Here is a 13,620-nt window from a genome sequence, read left to right as displayed (position 1 = left end):
TCACCTGATACGGATCACCGACTCCAGACAGGGACACTGAGAGCATGAGCATTCTCGCTGCGGAGAGCGCCAATCCGCTCCTCCCACCGGTGGGCGAGATCATCATCGGCCTGATCGCCTTCGCGATCGTGCTGCTGGTGATGTTCAAATTCGTCGCGCCGCGTTTCGAGCAGGTCTTCCGCGCCCGCCGCGAGGCGATCGAAGGCGGCATCGAGCGGGCCGAAGCCATGCAGGCCGAGGCGCAGGCCGCGCTGGAGCAGTACCGGGCCCAGCTGGCCGAGGCGCGCAGCGAGGCCGCGCAGATCCGCGACCAGGCCCGCGCCGAGGGGCAGCAGATCCTCGAGGAGCTGCGGGCCCAGGCGCAGGAGGAGTCGGCGCGCATCGTCGCCCGCGGCGAGGAGCAGCTGGCCACCGCCCGGCAGCAGGTCGTCAACGAGCTGCGTGGCCAGATCGGCACGCTGGCCGTCCAGCTCGCCGGCCAGGTCGTGGGCGAGTCGCTCGCCGACGACGCCCGGCGCAGCGGCACGGTCGACCGCTTCCTCGCCGAGCTCGACGGCATGGCGGCGGCCGGTGACGGCGCCGTCGGCGCACGGAAGAGCACCCGTTGATGGAGGCCTCCAGCCGAGCGGCGCTCGTCGAGGCGCGCGCGCGCCTCGACGAGCTCACTCGGCCTGCCTCGGGTGTCATCGAGAAGACCAAGGACCGGCTGACCGGGCACGCCCGTGCCGTCTCGGCCCCCGAGCAGCTCGCCCTCGCTGACGAGCTGTTCGCCGTCGCGCGGGTGCTGAACGGTCAGCTGACGTTGCGCCGGGCGCTGTCCGACCCGGCCGGCAAGCCGGCGGAACGGGCCGGTCTGGCCCGGCGGCTCTTCGGGTCCAAGGTGTCGGACGTCGCGCTCGATCTGATCGAGACCGTCGCACGCCAGCGCTGGTCACGCCCGATCGATCTGGTCGACGCCTTCACCGAGCTCGCCACCGAGGCGTCGCTGGACGCTGCGGACGCGCGCGGCGAGCTCGACGGCGTGGAGGACGAGCTCTTCCGGTTCGGCCGGATCGTGGGCGGAGACCGCGAGCTGGCCCGCATCCTCAACGACCGCAAGGCTCCGGCCGAGGGAAAGGCCGCGTTGCTGGACCGGCTGCTCTCCGGCCGGGTCAGTCCGGTCACCGAGCAACTGCTGCGCAACGTGCTCACCGGTCCGCACGCCGGCAGCGCGGAGATCGCGGTCGAACGGCTCTCCGAGGCGGCCAGCCGGCGCCGCGGCCGGTCGGTGGCCCGCGTGACCACCGCCGTGGCGCTCACGCCTGACCAGGAGCGGCAGTTGGCCGATGTGCTCAGCCGGCTCTACGGGCGCACCATCGGGTTGCAGGTCACCGTGGACCCGAGCGTGCTCGGCGGCCTGATCGTCCAGGTGGGCGACGAGGTCATCGACGGCAGCATCGCCCACCGCCTGGAAGCCGCCGAACGGCGACTGGCCGGCTGACCGCCCCCATCGACCGACCCACCCCCGACACGACCCGCAGGGAAGAGGACGACCCATGGCCGAGCTGACGATCTCCGCAGACGAGATCCGCAGTGCCATCCAGACGTACGTCACCGAGTTCAGCCCCGACATCTCCCGCGAGGAGGTCGGCACCGTCACCGAGGCCGGCGACGGCATCGCCCGTGTCGAAGGCCTGCCCTCGGTCATGACCAACGAGCTGCTCGAGTTCGAGAGCGGTGTCCGTGGCCTGGCGCTGAACCTCGACGTGCGCGAGGTCGGCGTCGTGATCCTGGGTGACTTCTCCGGGATCGAGGAGGGCCAGCAGGTCCGCCGTACCGGCGAGGTCCTCTCCGTGCCGGTCGGGGACGGCTACCTCGGCCGGGTCGTCGACCCGCTGGGCAACCCGATCGACGGTGCCGGCCCGATCGAGACCAGCGGCCGTCGGGCGCTGGAGCTCCAGGCACCCACCGTGGTCCAGCGCCAGTCGGTGCACGAGCCCCTGCAGACCGGCATCAAGGCGATCGACGCGATGACGCCGATCGGCCGCGGTCAGCGTCAGCTGGTCATCGGTGACCGCCAGACCGGCAAGACCGCGATCATCACCGACACGATCATCAACCAGAAGCAGGCCTGGGAGACCGGCGACCCGGCGCAGCAGGTCCGCTGCATCTACGTCGCGGTCGGCCAGAAGGGCTCCACGATCGCCGCGATCCGCGCCTCTCTCGAGGAGGCCGGCGCCATGGCGTACACGACCATCGTCGCCGCGCCGGCGTCGGAGGCCGCGGGCTTCAAGTACATCGCCCCCTACACCGGCTCGGCCATCGGCCAGCACTGGATGTACCAGGGCAAGCACGTCCTCATCGTGTTCGACGACCTCTCCAAGCAGGCCGAGGCCTACCGCGCGGTGTCGCTGCTGCTGCGGCGCCCGCCGGGCCGCGAGGCCTACCCGGGTGACGTCTTCTACCTGCACTCCCGCCTGCTGGAGCGCTGCGCGAAGCTCTCCGACGAGCTGGGCGCGGGCTCGATGACCGGCCTGCCGCTCATCGAGACCAAGGGCAACGACGTGTCGGCCTACATCCCGACCAACGTCATCTCGATCACCGACGGGCAGATCTTCCTCGAGACGGGCCTGTTCAACTCCGGCGTCCGCCCGGCCATCAACGTCGGCATCTCGGTATCGCGGGTCGGTGGCTCGGCGCAGATCAAGGCCATGAAGTCGGTGGCCGGCCGCCTGCGCCTGGACCTCGCCCAGTTCCGTGAGCTGGAGGCCTTCGCGTCCTTCTCCTCCGATCTGGACGCCTCCAGCCGCGCGACGCTGGACCGCGGGATGCGGCTGGTCGAGCTGCTCAAGCAGGGCCAGTACTCGCCGTTCCCGGTCGAGCGCGAGGTCGTGTCGCTGTGGCTGGGCACCACCGGCAAGCTGGACAAGGTCCCGGTGAGGGAGGTCCGCCGCTTCGAGTCGGAGTTCCTCGACTACATCGCGCGTGGCGACAACGTCATCTTCGACACCATCCGGACGACGAAGAAGCTCGAGGACGACACCATCCAGAGCCTGGAGAGGGCCGTCGATGCCTTCTACGGCGAGTTCACGACGTCGGACGGCGGGTCGCTTGTGATCAACGAGCCCGAGGCTGAGGCCATGGACGCCTCGGAGCGGGGTCAGGAGCGCGTCCAGGTCAAGCGGGGCAGCTGACCGATGGCCGCTTCCCTCCGCGCGCTGCGGCGCCGCATCCGCTCCACCCAGTCGACGAAGAAGATCTTCTCGGCCCAGGAGCTGATTGCCGGCGCCCGCATCGTGCGCGCCCAGGCCCGGGTGGAGGCGTCCAAGCCCTACGCCCGGGAGATCACGCGGGTGCTCTCCGCGCTGGCCTCATCAGCGTCCCTGGACCACCCACTGCTGACCGAGCGGCAGAACCCGCAGCGCGCGGCGGTCCTGGTGATCACCTCCGACCGTGGGTTCGCCGGCTCGTACAACGTCAACGTGCTGCGGCGCACCGAGGAACTGCTCTCGCTGCTGCGGCAGGAGGGCAAGGAGCCGGTCCTCTACGTCGTCGGACGGAAGGGGGAAACCTACTACTCCTTCCGTCACCGCGAGATGGCCGACACCTTCACCGGGTTCTCCGAGCAGCCGAACTACACCGACGCCCAGGCAGTGGGACAGGAGCTCATCGCCGCCTTCACCGCTGGTGAGGACGACGAGGACGGTGACGCCGGCGCCGACGGCATCTTCGGCGTGGACGAGCTGCACATCGTCTACACCGAGTTCCGCTCGCTGCTCTCCCAGGTCCCGGTCGCGAAGCGGATGGCTCCGCTGGAGGTCGAGGAGGTCGAGGAGTTCGACTACGAGCGAGAGGACCGCGAACACGGTGCCGGAGGCAACGACTCCGGCGTCCCGACGTCCTACGAGTTCGAGCCGTCGGCCGAGGGGCTGCTCGACGCGCTGTTGCCGAAGTACGTCACCACGCGCATCTACGCGGCGATGCTCGAGGCCGCAGCGTCGGAGTCGGCCTCGCGCCGTCGCGCGATGAAGTCTGCCTCCGACAACGCCGAGGAGCTCGCCAAGAACCTGTCGCGGCAGGCCAACCAGGCCCGTCAGGCCGAGATCACCCAGGAGATCAGCGAGATCGTCGGCGGGGCCGACGCGCTGGTCAAGGCCGGCGCCGGCGACTGACATGCACCACCAGACGACGCAAGACCACCGCAGCCCGAGGGCAGGAGAGCAGTACAGATGACCGTCACCGAGGACCGTCCGACCACCCAGCAGACGCGGGCCACAGGCCGTGTCGTGCGGGTCACCGGGCCGGTCGTCGACGTCGAGTTCCCGCGCGACGCGATGCCCGACCTGTTCAACGCCCTGAAGGTCGAGGTCACCCTGGCCGACCTGGGCAAGACCCTCACCCTCGAGGTTGCCCAGCACCTGGGCGAGAGCGTCGTCCGCACCATCTCCATGGCGCCGACCGACGGCCTCGTCCGCGGCGCCGAGGTCAGGGACACCGGGGAGTCCATCACCGTCCCGGTCGGTGACGTGACCAAGGGGCACGTGTTCAACGCCCTCGGCGAGTGCCTCGACCAGCCCGGCTACGCCGAGGACGCCCTGCACTGGTCGATCCACCGGCACGCGCCGCGCTTCGACCAGCTCGAGGGTCGCACGGAGCTGATGGAGACCGGGATCAAGGTCATCGACCTGCTGACGCCGTACGTCAAGGGCGGGAAGATCGGCCTGTTCGGTGGTGCCGGCGTCGGCAAGACCGTGCTGATCCAGGAGATGATCCGCCGGGTCGCCCAGGAGTTCGGTGGTGTGTCGGTGTTCGCCGGTGTCGGCGAGCGCACCCGTGAGGGCAACGACCTCATCACGGAGATGACCGAGTCCGGCGTCATCGAGTCCACCGCGCTGGTCTTCGGTCAGATGGACGAGCCGCCGGGCACGCGTCTACGGGTGGCGCTGTCGGCGCTGACCATGGCCGAGTACTTCCGGGACGAGCAGAACCAGGACGTGCTGCTTTTCATCGACAACATCTTCCGGTTCACCCAGGCCGGGTCCGAGGTCTCCACGCTGCTCGGCCGCATGCCGTCCGCGGTGGGCTACCAGCCGACCCTGGCCGACGAGATGGGTGAGCTGCAGGAGCGGATCACCTCGACGCGGGGCCGGTCCATCACCTCCCTGCAGGCCATCTACGTGCCCGCAGACGACATCACCGACCCGGCGCCGCACACCACGTTCGCCCACCTGGACGCGACGACGGTGCTCTCGCGGCCGATCTCGGAGAAGGGCATCTACCCGGCCGTCGACCCGCTGGACTCCACCAGCCGGATCCTCGACCCGCAGTACGTCGGCCAGGAGCACTACGACATCGCCCGCGAGGTGCAGCGGATCCTGCAGCGCTACCAGGAGCTGCAGGACATCATCGCGATCCTCGGCATCGACGAGCTCGGCGAAGAGGACAAGGTCACCGTCAACCGCGCCCGGCGCATCGAGCGGTTCCTCTCGCAGAACATGTTCGTCGCCGAGGCGTTCACCGGTCAGCCGGGCTCCTTCGTGCCGCTGTCGGAGACGCTGCAGGCGTTCAAGGCGCTGACCGTGGGCGAGTACGACCACGTGCCCGAGCAGGCCTTCTTCATGTGCGGTGGCCTCGACGACCTCGAGCGCAACGCGGAGAAGCTCAGGAAGTAGAAGGACCCCCCACGGCCGCCCTGCAGGGTCCCGCCGCGAGCTTGCGAGCGGTGGAGGGCAGGGCGGACCTTCAACTGAAGGGTGGCCGTTCCAGTCCGGCGACGGCCGGGCCCTCCTCGGAGGGCCCGGCCGTTCGCCGTTCCGCTCCGGTCCCTCCGCGCGGCCGCCGGTGTGCCCACGATCGGGGGACATCACGGTCACCCGTGTAGGTGGATCGGCGCTACTGTCCCTCCTGGTCAGCGCGCCCGACGCCGACCATCCGACAGATGAGCCCGACCAGCGGGCACCGTGACGAGGATCGACGTGGACGCGAACGACGCGACATCCCGCAGCGGCGAGGCCGGCTGGAGCTGGCCGCCGTACGCGCCGTGGGAGCCGGCCGAGGGGGAGCGTTTCGACGTCGACGAGTGGGCGCCCGCCTCGACGGTCCGGCGTCCGTGGGTCCGGGTCGGCCGATGGACTCTCCTGTACCGCCGCTGCGTCTGAAGGAGGCCCGCCTCCCACCCCTCACAGGCTCGGGGCACGTCAGGAGAGGGCCGGCCCGGTAACGGGGCCGGGGGCTGGGCAGGCACGTCGACGACGCGCCGCTAGAGTGAGCAGCACCCGTCGCCGCGTCCCTGGACCGGCGAACCCCCGTACCGCACCGCCCCGCCGGTGGATCCCGAGGAGTGTCGTGGCGACCCTGCAGGTCGAGTTGGTGGCCGTCGAGCGGAAGATCTGGTCCGGCGAGGCCACCATGGTCATCGCCCGCACGACTGAGGGCGAGCTGGGTGTGCTGCCCGGCCACGCCCCGCTGCTGGGCGAGCTGGCCGGGGGTGGGGTGGTCACCATCCGCACCGCGTCCGGTGAGGACGTCGTCGTGGCGGCCCACGGCGGGTTCCTGTCGGTGACCGACCGCGGCGTCTCCATTCTCGCCGAGACCGCCGAGATCGCGAGCGAGATCGATGTCGAGCGGGCCCGTGAGGCCCTGCGTCGGGCCGAGGACGCCGGTGATGACCCGGAGGCGCTCGAGGCCGCGCGTCGCGCCCAGTCCCGCCTGCGGGCCGCCGGCGAGAGCGCCTGAGCTCCTGATCCGCTCCTGATCGACGAGTTCCACCGCAACCGGTCGCGCCGTGACCACTGTCCTGCTGGTCCTGCTCGCCACTGTCCTCGTGGTGCTCGTCGTGGCGTTCCTGCTCCGCCGCCGCTTCCTGCTGTCCGGCCTCGGCGCGGTGACGATGTGGCTGCGTCCGATCGGCTCGCCGCGATGGTCGGTGGGCGTCGCCTGGTACGGCGGTGACGTCCTGCTCTGGTACCGAGCACTCTCCCTGGCCGTGCGACCGCAGGAACGCCTCTGCCGCGCCGAGCTCCGGGTGGAGTCCCGCCGCGGCCCGGCACGGGACGACCTGGCTCTCCCCTCCGACGTCGTCGTCCTCGCCATCACCGGTCCGGAGGGGCCACGCGAGCTCGCCATGGAGCCCTCGACCGTGACCGGCTTCCTGTCCTGGGTGGAGTCGGCCCCGCCGGGCAGCTGAGAAAGGACCCGTGTCCCCTCAGGCCCCGTCCCGCCGCTCACCCCGAGCGTGCGACGGGTGAGGAGGACGGGGTCCTCGACTCGTAGGGGCCGCTCTCAATCGGTGCTCGTCCCGCGCTGGGCATGAGCCCCGCTGTGCGCCCCGGGTTCCCACAGGATGTCGCCGCCGGGATTCGCGACGCGCGCCAGGATGAACAGCAGGTCCGAGAGCCGGTTCAGGTAGCGGGCCGTCTCGGGGTTGGTGCGCTCGCCGTCCACCTCGAGTAGTGCCCAGACGCTGCGCTCGGCCCGCCGCGTCACCACCCGAGCCTGGTGCAACAGCGCCGCCGCGGGAGTGCCGCCGGGGAGGATGAAGCTGGCCAGCTTCGGCAGCGACTCGTTGTACTCGTCGCAGGCCGCCTCGAGTCGTTCGGTGTAGGCCGCGGTCACCCGGAGCGGCGGGAACTGCGGGTCCGGGGTGATCGGGGTGCAGAGGTCGGCCCCGACGTCGAAGAGGTCGTTCTGGATGCTGCGCAGCAGGCCGGCGACGGCGGGTTGTGGTGCGCCGAGTGCCAGTGCGGTGCCGAGCACGCTGTTGGCCTCGTCGACGTCGGCGTAGGCGACCAGTCGCGGATCGGTCTTGGCCACCCGGCTCATGTCGCCGAGGTGGGTCTGTCCGGCGTCGCCGGTCTTGGTGTAGATGCGGGTCAGCCGGACTGTCATGCCCGGCAGCCTAGGGCGCTGCGACCGCGGTCGCGACGAGCACGCAGAGTGCCCGCCGTAGGGTGGCCGGATGGAGTGCTTCGAGGTGACCGGCGGCGCGGTCCTGAACGGCCACGTGCGGGTCACGGGGGCGAAGAACAGCGCGCTCAAGCTCATGGCAGCCGCGCTGCTGGCGCCCGGGCGGGCCACCATCGACGAGGTCCCCGACATCCTCGACGTCTCGATCATGAGCGAGGTGCTGCGCCGCCTCGGCTGCGACGTCGACTACGAGCGCACCGGGAACGGGGGCGGCGGTGGGCGCGTCACCATCGACGTCCCCGAGAAGCCCTCGACCGAGACCGACTACGACCTCGTTCGCCGGATGCGCGCCTCGATCAGCGTCCTGGGCCCGCTGGTGGCGCGGTGCGGCAGTGCGCGGGTGGCGCTGCCCGGCGGTGACGCGATCGGCTCCCGCGGCCTGGACATGCACATCTCGGGCCTCGAGCGGCTGGGCGCCACGATCGTCAGCGAGCACGGGTTCCTGGTCGCCACGGCTCCCCGGCTGGCCGGGACGTCGATCTGGCTGGACTTCCCCTCCGTCGGCGCCACCGAGAACCTGGTGATGGCGGCGGTCCTCGCTGCCGGGACGACCGTCATCGACAACGCCGCCCGCGAGCCGGAGATCGTCGACCTCTGCTCGATGCTGGGCGCGATGGGGGCCCGGATCGACGGTGCGGGCACGTCGACGATCACTGTCGAGGGCGTCGAGACGCTGGCGCCGGTGAGCTACACCACCGTGCCCGACCGGATCGTGGCCGGCACATGGGCCGTCGGCGCGGTGATGACCCGCGGGGACGTCGTCATCGAACGAGCCGTCGCCGCGCACCTGTCCGTGGCTCTGGACAAGCTGACCGACGTCGGCGCGACCGTGGAGGCCCGTCCGGACGGCATCCGGGTGGCCATGACCGAACGTCCTCGGAGCGTCGACGTCGTCACCCTGCCCTTCCCCGGGTTCCCGACCGACCTCCAGCCCATGGCGGTGGCACTCGCGGCTGTGTCCACCGGGACGGCGCTGATCACGGAGAACGTGTTCGAGGGCCGGTTCATGTTCGTCAACGAGTTGGTGCGGCTCGGCGCGGACGTGCGCATCGACGGTCACCATGCCGTCGTCCGCGGCCGGGAGCGGCTCTCCAGCGCTCCGGTCGTCGCCACCGACATCAGGGCCGGCGCCGGGCTGGTCCTCGCCGGCCTGGTCTCCGACGGCGTCACCCAGGTCCAGGAGGTGCACCACGTCGACCGCGGCTACCCCGACTTCGTCGACCAGCTGCGGAGCCTCGGGGCGAAGGTCGAACGGACCCAGCAATAGGCCCTCGCGCGAGGGCCCGGGCCGAGCGACGTTCGGGGGGCACGAGGGCCCGTCTTCAGTTCCCGGGGAAGATCGCGGCCAGCGACCGGGCGCGGGCGGCGTCCTCCGGGAAGACCAGGACGTCGGCCCGGTGCGGCGCCGGGCAGCGGACGGTGGACCGGATGCCTGCGTCGGAGAGCACCGCGCGCAGCGCCAGCGCGGATTCGCGGCGCGAGAGGGTGGCCACCAGCGTGAGCAGGCCGTCGTCGGCGGGCGGTGTGGCCGTACGCCGGACCCTGTCCCTGCCGTAGCCGGTACCGAAGGCCCAGCGCATGAACAGCGCGAGCAGGCCCAGGACGACGAACGCGATCACCGGGCCCACGAGGTAGTGCAGGCTGCTCCCCGCCCCGATCGGCATGCCGTCCTCCCATCGACCGCCCACCGGCCCCGTCCAGTGGCTCGCCCCGAGCATGCGAGGGGGAGGGGGACGGGGTGCTTCCGTCGTCCGAGTGTGCCACCGGTCATAGTCGGCTGCGGGTCCCCGACGCGGGGCTGCTACCGGCGGGTAACCGCCCTACACTCCGCCGGTATGCCGTTCCCTTCGAAGCCGTTGGAGCGCGACCGCCCCTGGGTCATGCGCACCTACGCCGGCCACTCCTCGCCGGCCGAGTCCAACGCCCTGTACCGCCGCAACCTGGCGAAGGGGCAGACCGGCCTCTCGGTCGCCTTCGACCTGCCGACGCAGACCGGGTACGACCCCGACGACGAGCTCGCCGTCGGTGAGGTCGGCAAGGTCGGCGTGCCGGTCACCCACATCGGCGACATGCGTGCGCTCTTCGACGGCATCCCGCTCGACGAGATGAACACGTCGATGACCATCAACGCGACCGCGATGTGGCTGCTCGCGCTGTACCAGGTGGTCGCCATCGAACAAGCAGAGGGCACGGGCGCTGATCCGGACGTTGTCCTGCGCCGGCTCGCGGGGACGACGCAGAACGACATCATCAAGGAGTACCTGTCGCGGGGGACCTACGTCTTCCCGCCCGCTCCGTCGATGCGGCTGATCACCGACATGGTCGCCTACACGGTGACGACCATGCCGAAGTGGAACCCGATCAACATCTGCAGCTACCACCTGCAGGAGGCCGGGGCCACGCCGGAGCAGGAGATCGCCTACGCCATCAGCACCGCCATCGCCGTCCTGGACTCCGTCCGCGACTCCGGTCAGGTGCCGCAGGAGAAGTTCGGCGAGGTCGTCGCGCGGATCTCCTTCTTCGTCAACGCGGGCGTCCGCTTCGTCGAGGAGATGTGCAAGATGCGGGCCTTCACCCAGCTCTGGGACGAGCTGACGAAGGAGCGCTACGGCGTCGAGGACCCCAAGCACCGCCGCTTCCGCTACGGCGTCCAGGTCAACTCCCTGGGCCTGACCGAGGCCCAGCCGGAGAACAACGTCCAGCGGATCGTGCTCGAGATGCTCGCGGTCACGCTCTCCCGCGACGCCCGCGCCCGCGCGGTGCAGCTGCCCGCCTGGAACGAGGCCCTCGGCCTGCCCCGGCCGTGGGACCAGCAGTGGTCGCTGCGGCTCCAGCAGGTGCTGGCCTACGAGACCGACCTGCTCGAGTACGAGGACCTCTTCACGGGCTCGGTGGTCGTCGAGAAGAAGGTCTCGGAGATCCTCGAGGGGGCCCGCGCCGAGATCGCGCGGGTGCAGGAGATGGGCGGCGCCGTCGCGGCCGTCGAGTCCGGCTACATGAAGGGCCAGCTCGTCGGCTCGCTGGCCGAGCGGCGCCGCAAGATGGAGAGCGGCGAGGACGTGGTCGTCGGTGTCAACAAGTTCGACACCACCGAACCCAATCCGCTGACCGCCGACCTGGACACCGCGATCATGACGGTCGACCCGGCCGTCGAGGCCGCCGCCCAGGAGGCGGTGCGGAAGTGGCGGGCCGACCGGGATCCCGCGCCGGTGGAGAAGGCGCTCGATGCCCTGCGCACGGCCGCCGCCTCGGACACGAACCTGATGCCCGCCACACTGGAGTGCGCCCGCGCGGGCGTCACGACGGGGGAGTGGGCCGGAGTGCTGCGGGAGGTGTTCGGCGAGTACCGGGCGCCCACCGGCGTCTCGGCGGCGACCGGCGGTGGCGAGGCCGACGCGAGCCTCACCGAAGTCCGCGAACGGGTCCGGGCGACCGGTGAGGAGCTGGGCGGGCGGCTGCGCTTCCTGGTCGGCAAGCCCGGTCTGGACGGGCACTCCAACGGCGCCGAGCAGATCGCCGTGCGGGCCCGCGACGTCGGCTTCGAGGTCGTCTACCAGGGCATCCGGCTCACGCCCGCGCAGATCGTCTCGGCCGCGGTCGAGGAGGACGTCCACGTCGTCGGCCTGTCGGTGCTGTCCGGTTCCCACCTGCAGGTCGTGCCCGCGGTCCTCCAGGGCCTGAAGGATGCCGGGCTCGACGACGTCCCGGTGGTGGTGGGCGGGATCATCCCCGACAGCGACGCCCGCCGGCTGCGCGAGCAGGGGGTGGCACGGGTCTTCACGCCGAAGGATTTCGGGCTGACCGAGATCATGGGTCAGATCGTGGACGTGATCCGCGAGGCGAACGACCTGGCCGCCCACCTCGACGGGAAGGTGCCGGCCCCGGCCTGATCCGGCTCAGGCCGGCGGGCCGATGCGGACGCCGTCGACGCCGGGTGAGAACAGCACGCTGACCGGCGGGCCGGACACCTCCGGGAGCCCCGCGACCGCGAGGAGGTCGGTGTCCCAGTGGACCAGCTCCGCGGCGTGCAGCGGCCACGGCCGGTGCTCGACCGCCGCGTACACCGTGCGGGTCGGGACCCGGTGGTGCATGCCCCAGCGGGCGGTCACGAAGAGTTCCAGCGGGTCGGGCTCCTGCCGGGGCCCGACCCGCAGGTCGATCGACGCGTGCGCCCTCCCGGTCCGCCGGTCGAGGTGATAGCTGCAGCGGTCTCCCACGTGCCGCACGTGGACCTGCGCCCACGAGTAGGGCAGGCCCGCCGTCCGCGCGGTCAACGCGGGTAGGAGGCGGCCGGCGTCCAGGGACAGGAAGACGACGCCGCGTCGTCCGTCCTCGTCGACCGAGTACAGCCGGACGTTGGCCTGGCCGAACGACCCCAGCCATGGCAGCGGCGGCCCGCCCAGTGGCGCCGTGTGGGCCATGCGCAGGGCGATCAGGCCCGCGAACGTCCGACCGTCGAGCAGGTCGGGCCGGGTGCCGGGGGGCAGCAGCGGTGCGGCGACCTCGGGGCGGATCACCCAGTGCAGGAAGGCGACGTCCCGCCAGTCCTGACGCAGGAGCGCCGGGCGGGCCGACCGTGGCGGGGCTGCGGTGACCGGTTCGCGCTGCACGCCGGGAGAATGCCCCGGGCGCCGGGGCATGACGCGTTGCTACCGGTGGTCGGACGTGGTGGGGTCGGCGGCATGAGTACTTCCGGTGCACCGCGGGTCGAGCGCGACGGTGACGTCCTCCGCATCACGATGGTGCGCGCGGCGCGCCGCAACGCCCTCTCCCGGGAGCATCTGACGCAGTTGCTGGCCGCCGTCACCGAAGCCGGATCGAGCGACGCGACCGGGATCGTGCTCGCCGCCGAGGGCCCGGTCTTCAGCGCCGGCCACGACTTCGCCGACGTCGCCGGCGCCTCGCTGCCCGAGGTGCGCAGCCTGCTGGCGCTGTGCACCGAGCTGATGCAGACGATCCAGGACGTGCCGCAGGTGGTCCTGGCCCGCGTCCACGCACTGGCCACGGCGGCGGGCTGCCAGCTGGTGGCCTCCTGCGACCTGGCCGTCGCGGCGGAGTCGGCGGGGTTCGCCGCCCCCGGCGGCAAGGGGGGCTGGTTCTGCCACACGCCGATGGTGGCGATCGCCCGCAACGTCGGCCGCAAGCGGGCCATGGAGCTGGCGCTGACCGGCGACGTCATCGACGCCGCGACCGCTCAGGACTGGGGCCTGGTCAACCGGGTCGTGCCCGACGACGACCTCGACAAGGCCGTCGACGACCTGATGGCCCGGGCCACCCGTGGCTCACGGGCCAGCAAGGCGTGGGGCAAGCAGACGATGTACGCCCAGCTCGACCGCCCCGAGCGGGACGCATACACGACCGCCATCGAGGTGATGGCCGCCGCCAGCCAGATCCCGGGGGCGCGTGAGGGGATGGCCGCGTTCCTCGAGAAGCGCCATCCGGTCTGGACCGACTGACGAAGGACCCCTGGAAGGACTCCGCCCACCTCACCGCTCGCACGCTCGCGGTGAGCCTCGGGACGGGGCCACAGGCCTTCGCGAGCTCAGGGCGGGACCCGGACGGGCCGGACCCCTACGGGGCCGCGGTGAGTCCGCTCACAGCCGGGATGATCGTCGGTGGGCGCCGGCATTGATCCTCTCGTGCAGAACCTGTGGGGCCTGACGCGCCGGCGTGCCC

At 71.4% G+C, this 13,620-nt stretch carries 14 protein-coding genes; 11 read left to right on the top strand and 3 right to left on the bottom strand.

The window, feature by feature from the left end; genetic code table 11:
• Positions 1–44 precede the first annotated feature (44 nt).
• The 8 genes from CHB94_RS08460 (at position 45) to CHB94_RS08425 (ending at position 7,165) form a co-directional block, all read left to right on the top strand.
• Positions 45–608: a F0F1 ATP synthase subunit B gene (locus CHB94_RS08460; RefSeq protein WP_089336131.1), complete on the top strand. Its 564-nt coding sequence runs from the start codon at positions 45–47 to the stop codon at positions 606–608.
• Positions 608–1,480, top strand: coding sequence for a F0F1 ATP synthase subunit delta (locus CHB94_RS08455; RefSeq protein WP_089336130.1), 873 nt, complete (start codon positions 608–610; stop codon positions 1,478–1,480). Before CHB94_RS08460 ends, CHB94_RS08455 begins: the two co-directional genes overlap by 1 nt.
• A gap of 55 nt (positions 1,481–1,535) precedes the next feature.
• Positions 1,536–3,173, top strand: coding sequence for a F0F1 ATP synthase subunit alpha (gene atpA / locus CHB94_RS08450; RefSeq protein WP_089336129.1), 1,638 nt, complete (start codon positions 1,536–1,538; stop codon positions 3,171–3,173).
• A gap of 3 nt (positions 3,174–3,176) precedes the next feature.
• Positions 3,177–4,151: a F0F1 ATP synthase subunit gamma gene (locus CHB94_RS08445; protein ID WP_089336128.1), complete on the top strand. Its 975-nt coding sequence runs from the start codon at positions 3,177–3,179 to the stop codon at positions 4,149–4,151.
• 57 nt (positions 4,152–4,208) lie between these two features.
• Positions 4,209–5,651: a F0F1 ATP synthase subunit beta gene (gene atpD, locus CHB94_RS08440; protein WP_089336127.1), complete on the top strand. Its 1,443-nt coding sequence runs from the start codon at positions 4,209–4,211 to the stop codon at positions 5,649–5,651.
• Between the two features lie 303 nt (positions 5,652–5,954).
• On the top strand, positions 5,955–6,137 hold the full coding sequence (locus tag CHB94_RS08435; RefSeq protein WP_089336126.1) for a hypothetical protein: 183 nt from the start codon (positions 5,955–5,957) through the stop codon (positions 6,135–6,137).
• 187 nt (positions 6,138–6,324) lie between these two features.
• Positions 6,325–6,714: a F0F1 ATP synthase subunit epsilon gene (locus CHB94_RS08430; protein ID WP_089336125.1), complete on the top strand. Its 390-nt coding sequence runs from the start codon at positions 6,325–6,327 to the stop codon at positions 6,712–6,714.
• A 49-nt stretch (positions 6,715–6,763) separates the two neighbouring features.
• The gene (locus tag CHB94_RS08425; protein ID WP_089336124.1) at positions 6,764–7,165 is read left to right on the top strand and encodes a DUF2550 domain-containing protein; all 402 of its coding nucleotides are present in this window, start codon (positions 6,764–6,766) and stop codon (positions 7,163–7,165) included.
• A gap of 95 nt (positions 7,166–7,260) precedes the next feature.
• On the opposite strand, the gene CHB94_RS08420 is transcribed toward CHB94_RS08425, so the two are convergent.
• Positions 7,261–7,866 (bottom strand): cob(I)yrinic acid a,c-diamide adenosyltransferase, encoded by a 606-nt coding sequence (locus CHB94_RS08420; protein ID WP_089336123.1) that lies wholly within the window; start codon positions 7,864–7,866, stop codon positions 7,261–7,263.
• A 70-nt stretch (positions 7,867–7,936) separates the two neighbouring features.
• Between CHB94_RS08420 and murA the strand changes: the two genes are divergently transcribed.
• Complete coding sequence (gene murA / locus CHB94_RS08415) at positions 7,937–9,211, top strand: UDP-N-acetylglucosamine 1-carboxyvinyltransferase (RefSeq protein WP_089336122.1); 1,275 nt, start codon at positions 7,937–7,939, stop codon at positions 9,209–9,211.
• A gap of 55 nt (positions 9,212–9,266) precedes the next feature.
• Here murA and CHB94_RS08410 read toward each other — a convergent pair whose 3' ends face one another.
• Complete coding sequence (locus CHB94_RS08410; protein ID WP_089336183.1) at positions 9,267–9,608, bottom strand: hypothetical protein; 342 nt, start codon at positions 9,606–9,608, stop codon at positions 9,267–9,269.
• A gap of 171 nt (positions 9,609–9,779) precedes the next feature.
• Here CHB94_RS08410 and CHB94_RS08405 point away from each other — a divergent pair, with 171 nt between their 5' ends.
• Positions 9,780–11,834 (top strand): protein meaA, encoded by a 2,055-nt coding sequence (locus CHB94_RS08405; protein ID WP_089336121.1) that lies wholly within the window; start codon positions 9,780–9,782, stop codon positions 11,832–11,834.
• A gap of 6 nt (positions 11,835–11,840) precedes the next feature.
• Here CHB94_RS08405 and CHB94_RS08400 read toward each other — a convergent pair whose 3' ends face one another.
• On the bottom strand, positions 11,841–12,554 hold the full coding sequence (locus tag CHB94_RS08400; protein WP_089336120.1) for a YqjF family protein: 714 nt from the start codon (positions 12,552–12,554) through the stop codon (positions 11,841–11,843).
• Positions 12,555–12,626: 72 nt separating this feature from the next.
• Between CHB94_RS08400 and CHB94_RS08395 the strand changes: the two genes are divergently transcribed.
• Entirely contained in the window at positions 12,627–13,400 is a 774-nt protein-coding gene (locus tag CHB94_RS08395; RefSeq protein ID WP_089336119.1) for an enoyl-CoA hydratase-related protein, read from the top strand.
• Positions 13,401–13,620 lie beyond the last annotated feature (220 nt).

The organism is Blastococcus mobilis, from assembly GCF_900188025.1.
Lineage (GTDB): Bacteria > Actinomycetota > Actinomycetes > Mycobacteriales > Geodermatophilaceae > Blastococcus_B > Blastococcus_B mobilis.
Note: the sequence above shows the minus strand (reverse complement) of the source record. Positions and strands in the feature narration are given on the sequence as shown.

Coding starts and splice junctions, on each gene's coding strand:
- CHB94_RS08460 (WP_089336131.1), top strand. CDS start 45: ATGAGCATTCTCGCTGCGGAGAGCGCCAATCCGCTCCTCCCACCGGTG.
- CHB94_RS08455 (WP_089336130.1), top strand. CDS start 608: ATGGAGGCCTCCAGCCGAGCGGCGCTCGTCGAGGCGCGCGCGCGCCTC.
- atpA (WP_089336129.1), top strand. CDS start 1,536: ATGGCCGAGCTGACGATCTCCGCAGACGAGATCCGCAGTGCCATCCAG.
- CHB94_RS08445 (WP_089336128.1), top strand. CDS start 3,177: ATGGCCGCTTCCCTCCGCGCGCTGCGGCGCCGCATCCGCTCCACCCAG.
- atpD (WP_089336127.1), top strand. CDS start 4,209: ATGACCGTCACCGAGGACCGTCCGACCACCCAGCAGACGCGGGCCACA.
- CHB94_RS08420 (WP_089336123.1), bottom strand. CDS start 7,866: ATGACAGTCCGGCTGACCCGCATCTACACCAAGACCGGCGACGCCGGA.
- murA (WP_089336122.1), top strand. CDS start 7,937: ATGGAGTGCTTCGAGGTGACCGGCGGCGCGGTCCTGAACGGCCACGTG.
- CHB94_RS08410 (WP_089336183.1), bottom strand. CDS start 9,608: ATGCCGATCGGGGCGGGGAGCAGCCTGCACTACCTCGTGGGCCCGGTG.
- CHB94_RS08405 (WP_089336121.1), top strand. CDS start 9,780: ATGCCGTTCCCTTCGAAGCCGTTGGAGCGCGACCGCCCCTGGGTCATG.
- CHB94_RS08395 (WP_089336119.1), top strand. CDS start 12,627: ATGAGTACTTCCGGTGCACCGCGGGTCGAGCGCGACGGTGACGTCCTC.